19 protein-coding genes are annotated in these 17,797 nt (G+C 54.4%); 14 read left to right on the plus strand and 5 right to left on the minus strand.

Annotated features, from left to right (window positions below; genetic code table 11):
• Positions 1-130 precede the first annotated feature (130 nt).
• From leuS to lipA, 13 genes are all read left to right on the plus strand, one after another.
• Positions 131-2,713 (plus strand): leucine--tRNA ligase, encoded by a 2,583-nt coding sequence (gene leuS / locus RAC90_RS06855; RefSeq protein WP_375124142.1) that lies wholly within the window; start codon positions 131-133, stop codon positions 2,711-2,713.
• Positions 2,714-2,727: 14 nt separating this feature from the next.
• Positions 2,728-3,327: an LPS assembly lipoprotein LptE gene (gene lptE / locus RAC90_RS06860; RefSeq protein WP_006118413.1), complete on the plus strand. Its 600-nt coding sequence runs from the start codon at positions 2,728-2,730 to the stop codon at positions 3,325-3,327.
• Entirely contained in the window at positions 3,324-4,355 is a 1,032-nt protein-coding gene (holA, locus tag RAC90_RS06865) for a DNA polymerase III subunit delta (protein ID WP_039342893.1), read from the plus strand. Before lptE ends, holA begins: the two co-directional genes overlap by 4 nt.
• A complete protein-coding gene (nadD, locus tag RAC90_RS06870) occupies positions 4,348-4,989 on the plus strand; it encodes a nicotinate-nucleotide adenylyltransferase (protein WP_006118411.1) in 642 nt (213 codons plus the stop codon). The genes holA and nadD overlap by 8 nt, the downstream gene beginning before the upstream one ends.
• 90 nt (positions 4,990-5,079) lie before the next feature.
• Complete coding sequence (gene rsfS, locus RAC90_RS06875; RefSeq protein ID WP_006118410.1) at positions 5,080-5,397, plus strand: ribosome silencing factor; 318 nt, start codon at positions 5,080-5,082, stop codon at positions 5,395-5,397.
• A gap of 3 nt (positions 5,398-5,400) precedes the next feature.
• Positions 5,401-5,871: a 23S rRNA (pseudouridine(1915)-N(3))-methyltransferase RlmH gene (rlmH, locus tag RAC90_RS06880; RefSeq protein WP_006118409.1), complete on the plus strand. Its 471-nt coding sequence runs from the start codon at positions 5,401-5,403 to the stop codon at positions 5,869-5,871.
• Positions 5,872-5,905: 34 nt separating this feature from the next.
• Positions 5,906-7,810, plus strand: a complete 1,905-nt coding sequence (gene mrdA / locus RAC90_RS06885; protein WP_033737455.1) for a peptidoglycan DD-transpeptidase MrdA — start codon at positions 5,906-5,908, stop codon at positions 7,808-7,810.
• An 8-nt stretch (positions 7,811-7,818) separates the two neighbouring features.
• A complete protein-coding gene (mrdB, locus tag RAC90_RS06890) occupies positions 7,819-8,931 on the plus strand; it encodes a peptidoglycan glycosyltransferase MrdB (protein WP_006118407.1) in 1,113 nt (370 codons plus the stop codon).
• Between the two features lie 10 nt (positions 8,932-8,941).
• The gene (gene rlpA, locus RAC90_RS06895; protein WP_054687999.1) at positions 8,942-10,072 is read left to right on the plus strand and encodes an endolytic peptidoglycan transglycosylase RlpA; all 1,131 of its coding nucleotides are present in this window, start codon (positions 8,942-8,944) and stop codon (positions 10,070-10,072) included.
• A gap of 132 nt (positions 10,073-10,204) precedes the next feature.
• Positions 10,205-11,416: a D-alanyl-D-alanine carboxypeptidase DacA gene (gene dacA, locus RAC90_RS06900; RefSeq protein WP_006118405.1), complete on the plus strand. Its 1,212-nt coding sequence runs from the start codon at positions 10,205-10,207 to the stop codon at positions 11,414-11,416.
• Between the two features lie 103 nt (positions 11,417-11,519).
• Positions 11,520-11,783: a DUF493 family protein YbeD gene (ybeD, locus tag RAC90_RS06905; protein WP_006118404.1), complete on the plus strand. Its 264-nt coding sequence runs from the start codon at positions 11,520-11,522 to the stop codon at positions 11,781-11,783.
• 173 nt (positions 11,784-11,956) lie between these two features.
• The gene (gene lipB / locus RAC90_RS06910; protein WP_375124143.1) at positions 11,957-12,613 is read left to right on the plus strand and encodes a lipoyl(octanoyl) transferase LipB; all 657 of its coding nucleotides are present in this window, start codon (positions 11,957-11,959) and stop codon (positions 12,611-12,613) included.
• Positions 12,614-12,782: 169 nt separating this feature from the next.
• On the plus strand, positions 12,783-13,748 hold the full coding sequence (gene lipA / locus RAC90_RS06915) for a lipoyl synthase (RefSeq protein ID WP_006118402.1): 966 nt from the start codon (positions 12,783-12,785) through the stop codon (positions 13,746-13,748).
• A 114-nt stretch (positions 13,749-13,862) separates the two neighbouring features.
• Here lipA and tatE read toward each other — a convergent pair whose 3' ends face one another.
• The 5 genes from tatE to pagP all read right to left on the minus strand — a co-directional run bounded on the left by tatE (position 13,863) and on the right by pagP (position 16,685).
• Positions 13,863-14,066, minus strand: a complete 204-nt coding sequence (gene tatE / locus RAC90_RS06920) for a twin-arginine translocase subunit TatE (RefSeq protein ID WP_006118401.1) — start codon at positions 14,064-14,066, stop codon at positions 13,863-13,865.
• 145 nt (positions 14,067-14,211) lie between these two features.
• Positions 14,212-15,009, minus strand: a complete 798-nt coding sequence (locus RAC90_RS06925) for a deaminated glutathione amidase (RefSeq protein ID WP_033737454.1) — start codon at positions 15,007-15,009, stop codon at positions 14,212-14,214.
• 39 nt (positions 15,010-15,048) lie between these two features.
• Positions 15,049-15,480: a GNAT family N-acetyltransferase gene (locus RAC90_RS06930; RefSeq protein ID WP_033737452.1), complete on the minus strand. Its 432-nt coding sequence runs from the start codon at positions 15,478-15,480 to the stop codon at positions 15,049-15,051.
• A gap of 311 nt (positions 15,481-15,791) precedes the next feature.
• On the minus strand, positions 15,792-16,001 hold the full coding sequence (gene cspE / locus RAC90_RS06935) for a transcription antiterminator/RNA stability regulator CspE (RefSeq protein ID WP_006118399.1): 210 nt from the start codon (positions 15,999-16,001) through the stop codon (positions 15,792-15,794).
• 150 nt (positions 16,002-16,151) lie between these two features.
• Positions 16,152-16,685, minus strand: a complete 534-nt coding sequence (pagP, locus tag RAC90_RS06940; RefSeq protein ID WP_152998337.1) for a lipid IV(A) palmitoyltransferase PagP — start codon at positions 16,683-16,685, stop codon at positions 16,152-16,154.
• 863 nt (positions 16,686-17,548) lie between these two features.
• Between pagP and RAC90_RS06945 the strand changes: the two genes are divergently transcribed.
• Positions 17,549-17,794 carry a hypothetical protein gene (locus RAC90_RS06945; RefSeq protein ID WP_375124144.1) on the plus strand — a complete coding sequence of 82 codons (246 nt, stop codon included), beginning with the start codon at positions 17,549-17,551 and terminating at the stop codon, positions 17,792-17,794.
• The last annotated feature ends 3 nt before the right edge of the window (positions 17,795-17,797 follow it).

Here is a 17,797-nt window from a genome sequence, read left to right on the forward strand (position 1 = left end):
AAAGCAGGGATGCGTTGACGATAAATCGCCCCCGTAAAAGTGGGAAGTGTTGTTGATGTGCGGCCTTATGGGTATGCTATGCGGATCGTAAAGTCAGCAAAGTGTCATCTATTAAGGACCACAGGCAGCCATGCAAGAGCAATACCGCCCGGAAGAGATTGAATCCCGCGTTCAGCAGCAGTGGGATGAAAACGAAACGTTTAAAGTGACTGAGCAGGAAGGCAAAGAGAAGTACTACTGCCTGTCTATGCTGCCCTATCCTTCTGGCCGCCTGCACATGGGCCACGTTCGTAACTACACCATCGGCGACGTCATTGCGCGTTATCAGCGCATGCTCGGCAAAAACGTGCTGCAGCCAATTGGCTGGGACGCCTTCGGTCTGCCTGCGGAAGGCGCGGCGGTCAAAAACAATACCGCGCCGGCGCCCTGGACTTATGACAACATCGCGTACATGAAAAACCAGCTTAAGCTGCTGGGATTTGGCTATGACTGGAGCCGAGAGCTGGCGACCTGTCAACCGGAGTATTACCGCTGGGAACAGTGGTTCTTCACCAAACTGTATGAAAAAGGCCTGGTGTACAAAAAAACCTCGGCGGTGAACTGGTGCCCGAACGATCAGACCGTACTGGCTAACGAGCAGGTTATCGATGGCTGCTGCTGGCGCTGTGACACCAAAGTCGAGCGCAAAGAGATCCCACAGTGGTTCATTAAAATCACTGATTACGCCGAAGAGCTGTTAAACGATCTGGATACGCTGGAAGAGTGGCCTGAGCAGGTCAAAACCATGCAGCGTAACTGGATCGGCCGTTCTGAAGGGGTGGAAATCACCTTTGAGGTGGCAGACAGCAGCGAAAAAGTGACGGTTTATACCACGCGTCCGGACACCTTCTACGGCGCGACCTATGTCGCTGTCGCCGCCGGTCATCCGCTGGCGGCACAGGCGGCGGCCAGCAACCCTGCTCTGGCTGATTTTATCGCAGAATGCCGCAATACCAAGGTAGCCGAAGCCGATATGGCCACCATGGAAAAGAAAGGCATGGCGACGGGCCTGTCTGTCGTGCATCCGTTAACGGGTGAACGCCTGCCTGTCTGGGTCGCGAACTTCGTCCTGATGGAATACGGTACGGGTGCGGTCATGGCCGTGCCGGCGCATGACCAGCGCGACTGGGAATTTGCGACCAAATACGATCTGCCGATCAAACCGGTTATCCTCAATCTGGACGGCAGCGAGCCTGACGTCAGCGCCGCCGCGATGACCGACAAAGGTACGCTGTTTAACTCTGCCGAGTGCAGCGGCCTGGATCACAGTGCCGGTTTTAACGCCATTGCAGATGCGCTGGCGGCAAAAGGCGTTGGCGAGCTTAAAGTCAACTACCGCCTGCGCGACTGGGGCGTTTCTCGTCAGCGTTACTGGGGCGCGCCGATTCCGATGGTAACCCTGGAAGATGGCACCGTCATGCCGACACCAGAAGACCAGTTACCGGTGATTCTGCCGGAAGACGTGGTCATGGACGGCATTACCAGTCCGATTAAAGCCGATCCGGACTGGGCAAAAACCACCGTGAACGGTCAGCCTGCGCTGCGCGAAACCGATACCTTTGACACCTTTATGGAATCGTCGTGGTACTACGCGCGTTATACCTGTGCAGACTACAAGGACGGTATGCTGGACCCGGCAGCAGCAAACTACTGGCTGCCGGTAGATCAGTATGTCGGCGGCATCGAACACGCCATCATGCACCTGATGTATTTCCGCTTCTTCCATAAACTGCTGCGTGATGCAGGCCTGGTGAATTCGAATGAGCCAGCCAAACGTCTGCTGTGCCAGGGCATGGTGTTAGCGGATGCGTTCTATTATCTGGGCGTTAACGGCGAACGTAACTGGGTTTCGCCGGTTGACGTGACCGTCGAGCGCGATGAGAAAGGCCGCATTGTTAAAGCCGTAGATACTCAGGGCCGCGAGGTGATTTACGCGGGCATGAGCAAAATGTCCAAGTCGAAAAACAACGGCATCGATCCCCAGCTGATGGTTGAGCGCTATGGTGCCGATACCGTCCGTCTGTTCATGATGTTTGCCTCGCCTGCGGATATGACGCTGGAGTGGCAGGAATCCGGTGTGGAAGGGGCAAACCGCTTCCTGAAACGTGTCTGGAAACTGGTCTACGATCATTCACAGAAAGGTGCAACGGTTGCCCTGGACGTCGCCAGCCTGAATGACGATCAGAAAGCGTTGCGCCGCGACCTGCACAAAACCATTGCCAAAGTGTCGGATGATATTGGTCGTCGCCAGACCTTTAACACCGCGATTGCGGCGGTCATGGAGCTGATGAACAAGCTGGCGCGTGCGCCGCAGGACAGCGAGCAGGATCGTGCGTTGATGCAGGAGGCCTTACTGGCCGTGACGCGTTTGCTGTATCCGTTCACCCCGCATGCCAGCTACGTGCTGTGGCAGACGCTGGGCGGCGAAGGCACTATCGACAATGCGGAATGGCCAGTGGCGGATGACGCCGCAATGGTCGAAGATTCTCTGCTGGTCGTGGTGCAGGTCAACGGTAAAGTGCGGGGTAAAATTACTGTGGCAGCCGAGGCTACACAGGAGCAGGTTCAGGCGCGCGCTGCTGAGGAGCCCCTGGTGGCGAAATACCTTGATGGTGTGAGCATTCGTAAAGTCATTTATGTACCGGGCAAACTGCTTAACCTGGTTGTGGGTTAAGTTCAGGAGGAACTGTGCGACATCCGATTATCAGGTTGTTTGTCATGCTGGCGGCGGTGATCACCGCTGGCTGTGGTTTTCACCCGCGCGGCACCACTCAGGTGCCGACGGAACTGCGAACGCTGGTCTTAGAAACGGGCGATCCTTACGGGCCGCTGACGCGCGTGGTGCGTCAGCAGTTGCGAATCAACAACGTTAACATCGTTGAAGCGACGCAGAAAAACAGCATGGTCGTACCGACCCTGCGTCTGGGCGGGGAATCTCAGGGTCGAAGCACCGCATCCGTCTTCATTAGCGGCACCACCGCTGAATATCAGATGGCGATGGTGGTTACGGCTCAGGTCTTGATTCCCAACAAAGGGATCTACCCTATCAGCACGACCGTTTATCGCTCGTTCTTTGATAACCCGAACGCGGCCCTGGCGAAAGATGCGGAACAGGACATGATCACCCAGGAGATGCGTCAACGTGCAGCCGAACAACTGGTTCGTAAGCTGTTGGCGGTACATGCGGCCCAGATGGACAGCCCGCAGACATCCTCTTCATCAACGGTGGCAAAACCGGTTCACTCTGCTGCGGGAACGGCCTCTTCCGCGGCACCCCTGACGCAATGATCAGGATTTATCCGGAACAACTCAGCGCGCAGCTCCGTGAGGGGCTGCGCGCCTGTTATTTATTAACCGGCAATGAACCTCTGTTGTTGCAGGAAAGTGCGGATGCCATTCGCGCCAGCGCCGTGGCGCAGGGCTTTGAAGAACATGTGAGTTTTACCCTGGATGCACAAACAGACTGGGACAGCCTGTTTGTCAGTTGCCAGTCAATGAGCCTGTTTACTCAGCGACAGACGCTTACATTGCAGTTTCCTGAAAATGGTCCCAATGCCGCCATCGCCGAACATCTGATCACGCTCGCCTCGCTGCTTCATGAGGATATTTTGCTGATTTGCCGGATGGCGAAACTCAGCAAAGCGCAGGAAAACAGCGCCTGGTTTAAAGCGCTGTCAGCCCATGCGGTGCTGGTCCCCTGCCAGACGCCGGAGCAGGCGCAACTGCCGCGCTGGGTCACCAGCCGGGCCAAAGCGATGAGGCTCGCGATCGACGATGCGGCGGTCCAGCTACTCTGTTACTGCTATGAAGGTAACCTGCTGGCGCTGGCGCAGGCACTTGAACGTCTGTCTCTTCAGTGGCCCGATGGCAAGCTCACGCTACCGCGCGTTGAAGCCGCAGTCAGTGATGCCGCGCACTTTACGCCTTATCACTGGGTCGACGCGCTACTGGCAGGCAAGAGCCGTCGCGCACTGCATATCCTGCAACAGTTGGAAAGTGAAGACAGCGAAGTGACGATATTGCTGCGGACGCTGCAGCGCGATCTGATGACTCTGCTGCACCTGCAACGTCATCAGACACAGCAACCTCTGCGTACACTGATGGATCAACAGCGCATCTGGCAAAATCGCCGTCCTCTCTTTACTGAGGCGTTGCAGCGCCTTGATGCAGCGCGCTTACAACAGGCAATCCATCTGTTGACGCAAATCGAAATTACGCTGAAACAGGATTATGGACAATCGGTCTGGCCACAGTTGCAAACGCTGTCGATGCTGATTGCCAACCGTGCTTTTCCCGCGAGTTTTGCCCATGTCTGATTTACACGCCCTGTTTGGCGGCACCTTCGACCCGATCCATTTCGGCCATTTACGCCCGGCAGAAGCGCTGGCGCAGCAAACTGGCCTGGCCCGGGTTACCCTGTTGCCCAACAATGTGCCGCCGCACCGGCCGCAGCCGGAAGCCAGTCCGCAACAGCGCCTGGCGATGCTGCGGTGCGCTATTCGCGATCTGCCGCTTTTTGATATCGATACGCGCGAACTGCAACGGGACACGCCCTCATGGACTGTCGATACGTTAGAAGCCATACGGGCTGAACGTGGCGATCAGCCGTTAGGGTTTATTATCGGTCAGGACTCATTACTGACGCTTGCAAAATGGCATCGCTGGCAGGATTTACTGAGCCTGTGTCATCTGCTGGTGTGCCAGCGACCAGGCTATCCGACTGAGATGGCGACGCCGGACATGCAGGACTGGCTGGACAGACACGTGATCCACGATCCTCAGGAACTGCAGCAGCGTCCGGCCGGCGGCATCTGGCTGGCAGAAACCCCGCGCTATGCCATTTCAGCTACCGAAATTCGCAAGCGTCGTCATCAGCATCTCGCCTGTGACGATTTACTGCCCGCCTCGGTAATCGACTATATCGACCGCGCCGGCTTATATCGCGACTGATATGGGCGTGATATACTACGCCGCTAAATTTTTCGGCTGTATCCCGGGCGTCAGCCAGCCCGCTCTCACCAGTTTTTAAAGGGGAACCTTTTGCAAGGTAAAGCACTCCAAGAGTTCGTTGTTGATAAGATTGATGATTTGAAGGGTCAGAACATCGTCACCCTCGACGTTCAGGGTAAATCAAGCATTACTGATTTCATGATCATCTGCACCGGCACCTCGACGCGCCACGTTACCTCAATCGCTGAACACGTTGAGCAGGAATCCCGCGCCGCCGGCCTGATGCCGCTGGGCGTTGAAGGCAAGACGGCCGCTGACTGGGTTGTGGTCGACCTCGGTGAAGTCATCGTGCATGTGATGCAGGAAGAGAGCCGTCAGTTATATGAACTGGAAAAGCTCTGGGGTTAAGCGGTGAAATTGCAGCTTGTTGCCGTCGGCACCAAAATGCCTGACTGGGTGCAGACCGGTTTTATGGAATACCTGCGTCGTTTTCCCAAAGACATGCCGTTTGAACTGACGGAAGTTCCGGCGGGCAAACGGGGTAAAAATGCCGACATCAAACGCATCCTGGAAAAGGAAGGTGAAGCGATGCTGGCCGCCACAGGTAAAGGCAACCGGATTGTCACGCTGGATATTCCCGGACAGCCCTGGGAAACCCCACAGTTGGCCCAACAGCTGGAACGCTGGAAACAGGATGGCCGCGATGTCAGCCTGCTGATTGGCGGCCCGGAAGGGTTAGCGCCAGCCTGCAAAGCGGCGGCGGAACAGAGCTGGTCGCTTTCGGCCTTAACGTTGCCTCATCCGCTGGTGCGCGTGCTGGTTGCCGAAAGTCTCTATCGCGCATGGAGCATTACGACAAATCATCCTTATCATCGTGAATAACCGATAAGCTCACTCCAGACATTACAAGTAGCGGATGAAATTACAAAGCAACGCCTTTCGCGATTACAGCGCCGAACAAAAAGTCTTTGTCCGCAGGGCTTTTATTGCTTTTGTCGGCGTCTTACTGCTCTCCTCCGTGCTGGTGGTTAATCTCTATCACCTGCAGATTTTACGTTTCGACGATTACAGTACCCGCTCCAACGAAAACCGAATCAAACTGGTGCCGGTCGCGCCCAGCCGCGGCATCATCTATGACCGCACGGGTACGCCGCTGGCCCTGAACCGGACCATTTATCAGGCGGAACTGGTGCCGGAAAAGGTCGATGACCTGAAACAAACCCTGCAAAATTTGCGTCCGGTCCTCGAACTCACCGATGAGGATATCGAGGCGTTTGAAAAAGAGCGTAAACGTTCACGCCGCTTCACGTCGATTCCGGTTAAAACCGGGTTGAATGAGGTGCAGGTGGCGCGCTTTGCGGTAAATCAGTATCGCTTTCCTGGCGTAGAAGTGAAAGGCTACCAGCGCCGCTACTATCCCTATGGCCAGACACTGACTCATGTTGTGGGCTATGTGTCGAAAATTAACGACCGCGACGTAGCCCGTCTGGATAAAGAGGGAAAATGGCCCAACTATGCGGCGACGCATGATATCGGCAAACTCGGTATCGAAGCCTATTACGAAGACCTGCTGCATGGCAAAACCGGCTATGAAGAGGTCGAAGTTAACAACCGTGGCCGGGTCATACGGCAGTTGCACGAGCAGTCGCCCCAGGCCGGTCGTGATATTTATCTGACTATCGATCTCAAACTGCAGCAGTATATTGAAACGCTGCTGGCCGGTAGTCGTGCAGCGGTCGTGGTCAGCGATCCGCGCACCGGTGAGATTCTGGCGATGGTGTCGACCCCCAGCTACGATCCCAACCTGTTCGTTGACGGCATTTCCAGCAAAGACTATCGCGGCTTGCTGAACGATGAAAATCGCCCACTCTATAACCGTGCGATTCAGGCCGCTTATCCGCCTGCTTCTACCGTTAAACCCTATGTTGCCGTCTCCGCCCTGAGTGCGGGGGTGATTAACCGCAATACCAGCCTGTTCGATCCTGGCTGGTGGCAACTCCCCGGCTCCGAGAAACGCTACCGTGACTGGAAAAAATGGGGACATGGTCGCCTGAATGTCACCAAATCGCTGGAAGAGTCCGCTGATACCTTCTTTTATCAGGTTGCCTATGACATGGGCATCGATCGTCTGTCGGAGTGGATGACGAAATTTGGCTATGGCATGCGCACCGGCGTTGACCTGCCTCAGGAAAGCGCTGGCAACATGCCGACGCGTGACTGGAAAATGCGTCGCTTTAAAAAGCCCTGGTATCAAGGCGATACCATTCCAGTCGGCATCGGTCAGGGTTACTGGACAGCGACACCGTTGCAGATGAACAAAGCGATGATGATTCTTATCAACGACGGCATCATCAAAGTGCCGCATTTGCTGCGCGCGACCCGTGAAGGCCGTACGCTGGTGCCTTATCGTCAGCCGCCTTCCCAGCCGATTGGCGATATCCACTCTGGCTACTGGGAAATTGCCAAAGACGGCATGTACGGCGTCGCCAACCGGCCAAACGGCACGGCCCACAAAAGCTTTGCCGATGCGCCTTACAAAATTGCCGCGAAGTCCGGTACCGCACAGGTCTTCGGTCTGAAAGAGAACGAAACGTATAATGCGCATAAAATCGCTGAACGCTTACGTGACCATAAGCTGATGACCGCTTTCGCGCCTTACGATAAACCACGCGTTGCCGTCACCATGATTCTGGAAAACGGCGGGGCCGGTCCGGCAGTGGGCACGGTCATGCGCCAGATTCTGGATCACATTATGTTAGGCGATAACAATACTGTCCTGCCGGATGCTGCGCCTACACCACCTGGCTATGAAGGTGAATAATCATGTCGATGAATGACAGCCCGCAGAAGCGGACGATCTGGATGCGCATGCACATTGATCCGCTGTTTATGCTGATCATCCTTGCGCTACTGACCTACAGCGCCATTGTTATCTGGAGTGCCAGCGGCCAGGATCCCGGCATGATGGAACGTAAACTGGGCCAGATCGCCATGGGATTAGTGGTGATGCTGGTGCTGGCGCAGGTCCCGCCGCGAGTGTATGAAGGCTGGGCACCTTATCTGTATATTATCTGCGTCATTCTGCTGATCGCGGTGGATGCTTTTGGGCAAATCAGTAAAGGCGCACAGCGCTGGCTGGATTTGGGGTTTGTCCGCTTTCAGCCTTCCGAGATCGCCAAAATTGCGGTGCCGTTAATGGTGGCGCGTTTTATTAACCGCGATGTCTGTCCACCTACCCTGAAGAATACCGCAATTGCGCTGGTGCTGATTTTTCTTCCCACACTGCTGGTGGCCGCACAGCCTGACCTCGGCACCTCGATTCTCATCGCCGCGTCCGGGCTGTTTGTGCTGTTTCTGTCGGGCATGAGCTGGAAACTGATTGGCATTGCCGTCCTGCTGGTCGCAGCCTTTATTCCTATCCTGTGGTTCTTCCTGATGCATGATTATCAGCGAGACCGCGTGATGATGCTGCTTGATCCGGAAAGCGACCCATTGGGCGCGGGCTATCACATCATTCAGTCAAAAATCGCCATTGGCTCCGGCGGCTTGCGCGGTAAAGGCTGGCTGCACGGTACTCAGTCACAGCTGGAATTCTTGCCGGAACGTCATACGGACTTTATTTTTGCCGTGCTGGCCGAAGAGCTGGGTCTGGTCGGCGTGTTGTTACTGCTGGTGCTCTACCTGCTGTTAATCATGCGCGGCCTGATCGTCGCCGCCCGGGCACAGACCACCTTTGGGCGCGTCATGGCGGGCGGATTAATGTTGATTTTATTCGTCTATGTTTTCGTTAACATTGGCATGGTTAGTGGTATCTTACCGGTGGTTGGCGTTCCGCTGCCGCTGGTCAGCTATGGCGGCTCGGCGCTTATTGTGCTTATGGCGGGATTTGGCATCGTAATGTCGATCCACACACACCGAAAAATGTTATCTAAAAGTGTTTAAGAGGTCGCAGATGCGTAAGGACTGGCTTGGCGTTGTATTGGCTTCAATGGTGTTGGCTGCATGTTCTACCCAGGAACCGCAACAGCAGAGTGCTCCACCCCAGCCCGCCTACAATGGCCCGGTGGTGGAAATTCCTGGCGTTGAGCCGCGTTATGAGCCGGTCAATCCGTCGACCAGTCAGGACTACAGCGTCAATGGCAAGACTTATCACATCATCAAAAATCCGGCTAACTACAGTGAAGTCGGATTAGCAGCCTGGTATGGCGACGAAGCCCAGGGCAGCCGTACCGCCATCGGCGAGGCTTTTGATCCGGATGCCCTGACCGCCGCGCATCCGACACTGCCGCTGCCAAGTTATGTGCGCGTCACGAATCTGGCCAACGGACGTCAGATTGTCGTGCGCGTTAACGATCGTGGCCCTTACACGCCAGGACGCATTATCGATCTGTCGCGTGCGGCCGGCGATCGTCTGAACATCTCCAATAACACCCGCGTCCGCGTGGATTACATCAGCGTCGCGCCAGATGGCACGCTCTCGGGTCCGGGTACTATCGGCACTGTTGTGGCAAAACAGAGTTACGCCCTGCCCGCGCGTCCCGATCTGAACGGCCCCGTCATGAGTTCGCCCTCCGTCATGAACGGCGGCGGTCAGACGCAAACGGCACCGGCAATGGAAACGGCACCTGCCGCACAGGACGTGTCGCCTATCAGTAATGCGACGCTGAAAACGGACAATGCCATGGGCGCGCCCGTTCAGAGCAGTGGTTTCCTGGGGGCCCCTCAGCCCTTACCGAGCGGTGTTCTGGAAGGCAGTGAGCCAGAGGCGGCCCCCGCCGCTGCCGCACCGGTGGTTGCCAGCGCCGCCGCGCCTCACGCCGCTTCAGCCAGCCAGAGCAGCAGCGCTTCGCTGTCCGGCTATGTCGTCCAGGTCAGCGCTATCAATGATGCTGCACGTGCGCGCCAGCTGCTCAGCAGTCTGCGCCAGCGCTTCGGCGTACCCGGCGCAGTGGAAAACGCGGGGAACAACGTCTATCGCGTACAGCTCGGCGGTTACAAAACCCGTGCCGAAGCTGTGGCGCTACAGCAGCGCCTGAGCCGTGAGGGCCAGAGCGCGGCTTTTGTGACCACCGCAGGTCGTTAAACAACAGCTTTACTCATGACTGGTAACGTCTGTTAACAACCCAGTTATCAAGCCGGATGCCTGTTAATCAGGCATTTGTTATGATGAATGACTTTTTTTAACCCTAAACCCATGGATGTTGTCGTCCCACACATGAACACGCTGAAACCTTCTCGTTTGTTAAAACGCCTGACAGTGGGATCACTGATCGCTTTCTCTCTCAGCCATGCCGCCATTGCTGATGATGTCAATCTTAAGACCATGATTCCGGGCGTTCCGGATATTGATGCGGAAGCCTACGTTCTAATCGACTACAACTCAGGCAAAGTGCTGGCTGAAAAGAACGCCGATGCACGCCGCGATCCCGCCAGTCTGACGAAGATGATGACCAGCTACGTGATCGGTCAGGCAGTGAAAGCCGGGAAAATTCATCAGGACGACATGGTGACTGTTGGTCAGGATGCCTGGGCAACGGGCAATCCGGTCTTTAAAGGATCATCACTGATGTTCCTGAAACCCGGCGATCGCGTACCGGTTTCTCAGTTAACGCGCGGTATCGTCCTGCAGTCCGGCAATGATGCCTGCGTCGCGATGGCGGACTATGTTGCCGGCAGCCAGGATGCTTTCGTAGGGCTGATGAACAACTACGTGAAAGCGCTGGGTCTGCAGAACACGCACTTCCAGACCGTCCATGGCCTGGACGCCGAAGGCCAATACAGCTCCGCCCGTGATATGGCGTTGATTGGTCAGGCGCTTATCCGCGATGTGCCGGAAGAGTATGCGGTTTACAAAGAAAAAGAGTTTACCTTCAACAACATTCGCCAGATGAACCGTAATGGTCTGCTGTGGGATACCAGTCTGTCGGTTGACGGGATCAAAACCGGCCACACCGCAGCGGCGGGCTATAACCTGGTTGCCTCTGCGACAGAAGGTCAGATGCGCCTGATTTCCGCCGTAATGGGTGGACATACCTTTAAGGGCCGTGAAACCGAAAGCAAAAAGCTGCTGACCTGGGGCTTCCGCTTCTTTGAAACGGTTGCACCGTTGAAAGCCGGCAAAGAGTTTGCCTCTGAGCCCGTGTGGTTTGGTAACAGCGATCGCGTACAGCTGGGCGTGGAAAAAGATGCGTATCTGACCATTCCTCGTGGCCGTATGAAAGACCTGAAAGCCAGCTATGTGCTGAGCAATACTGAACTGCATGCGCCGTTGAAGAAAAATCAGGTTGTGGGCAGCATCAACTTCCAGTTAGATGGCAAAACCATCGATCAACGCCCTCTGGTGGTGCTGAACGAAGTCTCTGAAGGCGGCTTCTTTAGCCGTATCGTTGACTACATCAAACTGATGTTCCATCACTGGTTTGGTTAAAGGTGCATGGCGGCGGTTGAAAAACCGCCACCTCGCCCCCATTACAGGTTAATATGATGCTCCCGCTTCGGCGGGAGCCTGTTTTTTAAGTACCGGAGTGATTATGAAAACCAAACTGAATGAACTGCTCGAATTCCCGACCCCGTTTACCTATAAAGTGATGGGGCTGGCACAACCGGAGCTGGTTGATTTGGTGCTTGAAGTGGTGCAGCGCCATGCTCCCGGCGATTACAGCCCTGAAGTGAAACCGAGCAGCAAGGGTAACTATCACTCGGTCAACGTCACCATTAATGCGACACATATCGAACAGGTTGAAACCCTGTATGAAGAACTGGGCAAAATTGAAATCGTGCGCATGGTGTTGTAACACTGTCAGTCATACTGCCAACGGGCCATGTCGGTGCTACCGGCTGGCCCGTTTTTGTTTGCTGACCGCGCCGGTGCGGCGGAAAACGTCTCACCCTTCCTTTTACGCTCATCATTTCACTTCCGCGCGGCCGGCGTTATACTCAGCCTCTGCCCTCTTAACGGATATTCGTTTTGTCAGCTGAAACGCTCCTTATTCGCCAGCCTGGTTTATGTGACTGGCAGTTAACCTCAGACGCGATGCATCGCTACACCGACCAGCGCGACGCCGAAAGCCGTGATGAAGTCTGGCTGGTTGAACACCTGCCGGTCTTTACCCAGGGCCAGGCAGGCAAAGCCGAGCACCTGTTGATGCCCGGCTCGATTCCGGTGGTACAGAGCGATCGCGGCGGCCAGGTGACCTATCACGGTCCGGGCCAGCAGATCATGTATGTGCTGATCGATGTTAAACGTCGCAAAACCGGCGTGCGTCAGCTTGTCACCGCGTTAGAAGAAACGGTGATCGCCGTACTGGACAGCTTTGGTGTGGCGGCTCGGGCGCGCGCCGATGCACCCGGCGTTTATGTCGGAGAAGAAAAAATCTGCTCGCTGGGCCTGCGCATTCGCAAAGGGTGCTCGTTTCATGGGCTGGCTCTCAATGTCGATATGGATCTCAGCCCGTTTTTGCGTATCAACCCCTGCGGTTACGCGGGCATGCACATGACGCAGTTAAAACATTTTTGCCCGGAGGTCACGCTGGCGGATGTCCGCCCACGGCTTGCCGAGACCTTCGCCCGCCAGTTAGGTTATCAGCAGGTGGAATGGCATGAGGCGGAACCGGCCTTACCTTGACGGTGCGTGCGTATTTACAAATATGTAACTTATCACGCACGTCTGTGGCTGCTTCCTGGCCGCTGAGATGATATAATTTTTGCACTTTTTTCAAATAAAGTTGAAAGCCGCCTTCTCGGGTTGAGTGAGACAGCTTTCAAATCGCAATCCGACCGGAACCTGCTGATTTATGAGTAAACCAATTCAGATGGAACGCGGCGTCAAATACCGTGACGCAGACAAAATGGCGCTGATCCCGGTGAAAACCGTGGCCGTTGACCGGCAAGAAATCTTACGCAAGCCGGAGTGGATGAAAATCAAACTGCCTGCGGACTCCAGTCGTATTCAGGGTATTAAAGCGGCGATGCGTAAAAACGGTCTGCACTCTGTTTGTGAAGAAGCCTCCTGCCCTAACCTTGCCGAATGCTTTAACCACGGTACCGCCACCTTTATGATTCTGGGTGCAATTTGTACCCGCCGTTGCCCGTTCTGCGATGTGGCACACGGTCGCCCCAACGCGCCCGACGCGAATGAACCCGGTAAGCTGGCACAGACCATTGCCGACATGGCATTGCGCTATGTGGTAATCACCTCCGTGGACCGCGACGATCTGCGCGACGGCGGTGCTCAGCATTTTGCGGACTGTATTACCGCCATCCGCGAAAAAAGCCCTAATATCAAGATCGAAACGCTGGTACCCGACTTCCGTGGTCGCATGGATCGTGCGCTCGAGATTCTGACCGCCACCCCACCGGATGTGTTTAACCACAACCTTGAGAACGTGCCGCGTGTATACCGTCAGGTGCGTCCGGGTGCCAACTATGAATGGTCGCTGAAGCTGCTGGAGCGTTTTAAAGAGGCGCATCCTGATGTACCGACGAAATCCGGTTTAATGGTTGGTCTGGGTGAAACCAATGCTGAAATCATTGAGGTCATGCGCGATCTGCGTCGTCACGGTGTGACAATGCTTACTCTGGGACAGTACTTGCAGCCCAGCCGTCACCATTTACCTGTTCAGCGTTATGTCAGCCCGGCGGAGTTCGATGAAATGAAAGAAGAAGCGCTGGCGATGGGCTTTACCCACGCGGCCTGTGGACCCTTTGTGCGTTCTTCTTATCACGCGGATATGCAGGCAAAAGGGCTGGAAGTGAAATAAGCATTTGCCGTTGTGTCAGGTGGTGCAGAAAAAACAAAAACCAGATTGTCCGCAATCTGGTTTTTTTCTGCAGTCAGAAATAAAAAGTAACACTTCTGTCATTCTGACGCGGTCTTACTCTTTATGAGAAACGCGTTCTGCAGGGGTTTCTTCCGCTGAGGTACGTGCTGCACTGGAATCTTCGTCTTTCATAGCCTTTTTAAAGCCTTTGATTGCGGAGCCCAGATCGCCACCCAGAGAACGTAACTTGTTGGTGCCAAAAAGCAGTACGATAAGCGCACCGATAATCAGCAGCTTGGCAATACTGATACCTTCCATATTTAACCTTATAATCTGACGAATAACGGTAATGACTATTTAGGCGCAGTTTAGGGGCAACCTCAAGCGGAATCTGTAACAGAGTAAGAAAACGCCCGACGCATTTTATGCGCTACGCCTTGCCCGTTCCCCTGCGCCTCGGGGATCAACGCGCCGGATCCAGCTCTGGCCGGGCAAAGCGACGGTTCTCCAGCACCGGCAGCAGAGCCCGCGCCGCCGCAATGCGCTGTGGGTCCAGATCGGCAACGATCAAAGCAGGCGACTCCGCGGCGCGACTTATGGGTACGCCCAGCGGATCGATCACCATACTGTTGCCAATATTACGTGCGCCGCACTCGCCCACCGCCAATACATAACAGGTATTTTCCAGCGCTCGCGTTCGGGTGAGTAAATCCCAGTGCATCTCTTTTAGCGGTCCTCTGACCCACGCTGATGGCACGACCAGCACGTCAGCACCATCCAGCACCAGACGTCGTGCCATTTCCGGAAACCGCACGTCATAGCAGGTCATCAGCCCAACGTTCATGCCCGCCACGGGCACCAACGGCGGCACGTCCTGACCGGCCTCCACCCGCGCCGATTCCTGCATTGAAAAGGCGTCGTACAGATGCAGCTTGCGGTATTCCGCCAGAATCTTACCGTCGCGAATGGCCACCAGAACGTTAAAGACTTTATGGCTGTCGCCCGGCACATGCATCCCGAACACGGTCGTCAGCGCTTGCCCCTGGCTGGCGGTCAGTAACTGGGTCAGAAACGGGCCGTTCAGCGGTTGGGCCGCTTCCCGTATCCAGTCAGGGTTGGTCATATCTGTGGCCAGCACGGCCTCCGGTAGCACCAGCAGATCGGCGCTGGCTTCCCGGGCTTGTGCCATCATGTTTATACAGGCTTGCGCATTCTCCTGCCATTCCCGTTTAACGACAAACTGACCCAGCGCGACTTTCATTCGTCATCCTCCCTGCCGACAGCAGCCCTGCTGTGGCGCTTATAATGGCTGTAAGGCTTTCACATGGTAGCGTGGTGATTCAACATACCCTTCGCGGCCATAAAACTGGTTGGCTTTAAGGCGTGACGCATGACAATGTACTTCCATGCGATCACAGCCATGTTGCGCCGCCAGCGCTTCAGCCTGCTTAAGCAGCGTCTGGCCCACCCCTTTGCTGCGCTCACCATCGGCAATACAAAAATAGCTGATACGGGCAAAATCACCGGCCAGGGCCAGTTGTGGGATGAAGTGCATAGAGAGAAAACCCAGCACCTGATTACCGTGTTCGGCCACCAGCAGCGTTTCACTGGGATCGGTTATCAACTGGGCAAGGCGCTGTTCAATAAACGACTCTGTGCCGCCATAACCTAATTCACTTAACAGCGCGCTCAACACGAAACTGTCCCTGGCCTGGGCGGGGCGAATATTCATCCTGTCACCTCTTCCTCTGCGATGTAGAAAGGTAGTTATAACCCGATCAGCCCGAAAATGCTGCCTCGGGAGGTTGTTATAATTATGTTACAGGAGCTATCTATGACTGGTAGCGCAATTTATGCGCTGAAATACCGTCCTGACGGCGGATAAGCGGCTGGCTGGATTAAGAAAGGCAGCAGGAAAGCAGCCGTTCGTGAGGTTAAAGTGAGCAACACCGCAAGCAGGGTTCTCGCCGCAGCTAAAATCAGATTAACGCAGGCATAAAAAAACCCGCCAGAAGGCGGGTTTTTAGAATTCTGACTGTTAACTTACAGACTGATAACGTTAGCAGCAGATGGGCCTTTTGCGCCGTCAGTGATTTCAAACTCTACACGCTGACCTTCAGCCAGAGTTTTGAAGCCATTGCTCTGGATCGCAGAGAAGTGTACGAATACATCTTTGCTGCCATCTTCAGGAGTAATGAAACCGAATCCTTTAGATTCATTAAACCACTTAACGTTACCTTTAATCTTAGACATCTATATTACCTTTACATGAAAAATGGACACTAAACTGTGTCGTCATCTAGTACAGCAATTGCTGAAGGTTTTGTCCAGCCTGATTTGATGAAAAAGTGATAAATATCCATTTTATTTACCCTTCGGTGACTTATTCACTGGCGCGGACAGTTAAAACTGCCAGCGCACCCAGGCAAAATACACGTTCCCGTTGTTATAAGTCCCTGGAATGTAAGTCATTTGAAAGTTCACCGGGCCGTAACCTACTGATGCCAGAGGTAATATAGCCGGGATGGGATAATATCCCCAGTTATCCCTTGCCGTTACCCCAACCGTATAGCCCAGTCCATAATGAAATGCCTGATTAGTGAGCGGGCGCCAGGTCGCTTCCCAGCCATAGCCTGTAAAGGGTTCCCAATGATTAAAGGAGTCTTTGAACGCCATCGCATAAAGACCATGCCAGTTCCCTTTTTCGTCGTAACGGGAAACGCCAACGCCCGCTCCCCAGGGACGTTCGTTGTAGCGATCAATATGCTCTCTGTCATAGGTCCAACGGTTGTGCCAGGTGATGGCAGGCACATAAAGATCGATGCTCTGCGGTTGTTCCCAGGTTTGCTGAACATTATCGCTAAAGGTGTTCCAGCCAGATTTGATTTGCTGGGTAAATGTGGCGGCCTGGAGGGAAAAAGAGACAAACAGGGCCAAAAAAGGGCCTGAAAAAAGAGATTTATTCACGTCAATGCTACCTGTATCGTTTCGATTAAATTCAGTATTCCACACTGAAACTCAGTAACGGAAAAACGCCTCAATCCCGGATACGTGTCCCTCTCCGGGTATTTTCAGCATGTAATTATCATTCATGTTACGGAAAAGTGGGGAAATTTTAACGTAAAAAATCTGAACACATCCCAAACGGCAAGGGCAAATAGCCGCTTACCTGCCCTTCAGCTAGCGAAACAGCAACTTACAGGCAACCGGGCTTACTGAGAAACCCGCTAAAATATGGTGTGTCCCTGTCCTACTCCTCTATGAAACCGGGCGCTGATCCTGCTTGTGCGGGCGTACGAGGGCCTTGATGAGAAGAACAGCGATTGCGGCCACAACGTACCTGGGGATGGCACAGCCGGTCGGGATGACGCAGAGATGCAGGCTGAAATACGAAGGGGAGAGAAACAACACACAGGAAAACTTTAGGCATCGGGCACCCGTCTGGATGCCCGTAAAAACACGATCAGAAGATGAGCTTAAACACGCCTGTCAGCGTCAGCAGTCCGACGATAAAAATGATGGCGATGATCCACAAAATTATTTTCATTTCATATCCCTTACCTAATAAAACAATCCCCTGACAGTATAGGCGAGATTTTGCCGTTTGCTTTTTGCCAGCCGTGATCGCATCCCGGAAGGCAATAATCGGTTTTAGCGGTTTCTTTCTGTGAGAAGTATCGCATCGCGTGGCTTTAGTGCGGCCTGCCGTTTCGTTTTGCAGATTATTCCTGGCTAAAATTTATGCCGACAGGAAAGCCCGAGAATGTTGACAGTCCAAATGCAGAGCAGGGAGAGACCTTATGAGCAGTATTAATACCAGTATGGGCCGCTACAGCCTTAAGGCAAAGTACAGCGGCGACAAAATCAAAGGTTTTTTCGCCATCAATGATGAAGGCGGCACGCAACTGACCCGACAAGAGTTTGCGGAGCATTACCTTGATGATGTGGTCAACAATGTGATTTATCCGGTTACGGGCGGTAACCGTGAGATTACCCGCGCACTGCGAGAAGAAATGGTGAAAGCGGGTTTTGAAGATGCAGATTAACCT

Origin of the sequence: Pantoea sp. CS_6, assembly GCF_041954745.1 — a bacterium.
Taxonomy (GTDB): Bacteria; Pseudomonadota; Gammaproteobacteria; order Enterobacterales; family Enterobacteriaceae; genus Pantoea; species Pantoea stewartii.

Bases quoted from the DNA above. Each gene is read 5' to 3' on its own strand.
- leuS (WP_375124142.1), top strand. From the start codon at position 131: ATGCAAGAGCAATACCGCCCGGAAGAGATTGAATCCCGCGTTCAGCAG.
- holA (WP_039342893.1), top strand. From the start codon at position 3,324: ATGATCAGGATTTATCCGGAACAACTCAGCGCGCAGCTCCGTGAGGGG.
- nadD (WP_006118411.1), top strand. From the start codon at position 4,348: ATGTCTGATTTACACGCCCTGTTTGGCGGCACCTTCGACCCGATCCAT.
- mrdA (WP_033737455.1), top strand. From the start codon at position 5,906: ATGAAATTACAAAGCAACGCCTTTCGCGATTACAGCGCCGAACAAAAA.
- mrdB (WP_006118407.1), top strand. From the start codon at position 7,819: ATGAATGACAGCCCGCAGAAGCGGACGATCTGGATGCGCATGCACATT.
- rlpA (WP_054687999.1), top strand. From the start codon at position 8,942: ATGCGTAAGGACTGGCTTGGCGTTGTATTGGCTTCAATGGTGTTGGCT.
- dacA (WP_006118405.1), top strand. From the start codon at position 10,205: ATGAACACGCTGAAACCTTCTCGTTTGTTAAAACGCCTGACAGTGGGA.
- ybeD (WP_006118404.1), top strand. From the start codon at position 11,520: ATGAAAACCAAACTGAATGAACTGCTCGAATTCCCGACCCCGTTTACC.
- lipA (WP_006118402.1), top strand. From the start codon at position 12,783: ATGAGTAAACCAATTCAGATGGAACGCGGCGTCAAATACCGTGACGCA.
- tatE (WP_006118401.1), bottom strand. From the start codon at position 14,066: ATGGAAGGTATCAGTATTGCCAAGCTGCTGATTATCGGTGCGCTTATC.
- RAC90_RS06925 (WP_033737454.1), bottom strand. From the start codon at position 15,009: ATGAAAGTCGCGCTGGGTCAGTTTGTCGTTAAACGGGAATGGCAGGAG.
- RAC90_RS06930 (WP_033737452.1), bottom strand. From the start codon at position 15,480: ATGAATATTCGCCCCGCCCAGGCCAGGGACAGTTTCGTGTTGAGCGCG.
- cspE (WP_006118399.1), bottom strand. From the start codon at position 16,001: ATGTCTAAGATTAAAGGTAACGTTAAGTGGTTTAATGAATCTAAAGGA.
- RAC90_RS06945 (WP_375124144.1), top strand. From the start codon at position 17,549: ATGAGCAGTATTAATACCAGTATGGGCCGCTACAGCCTTAAGGCAAAG.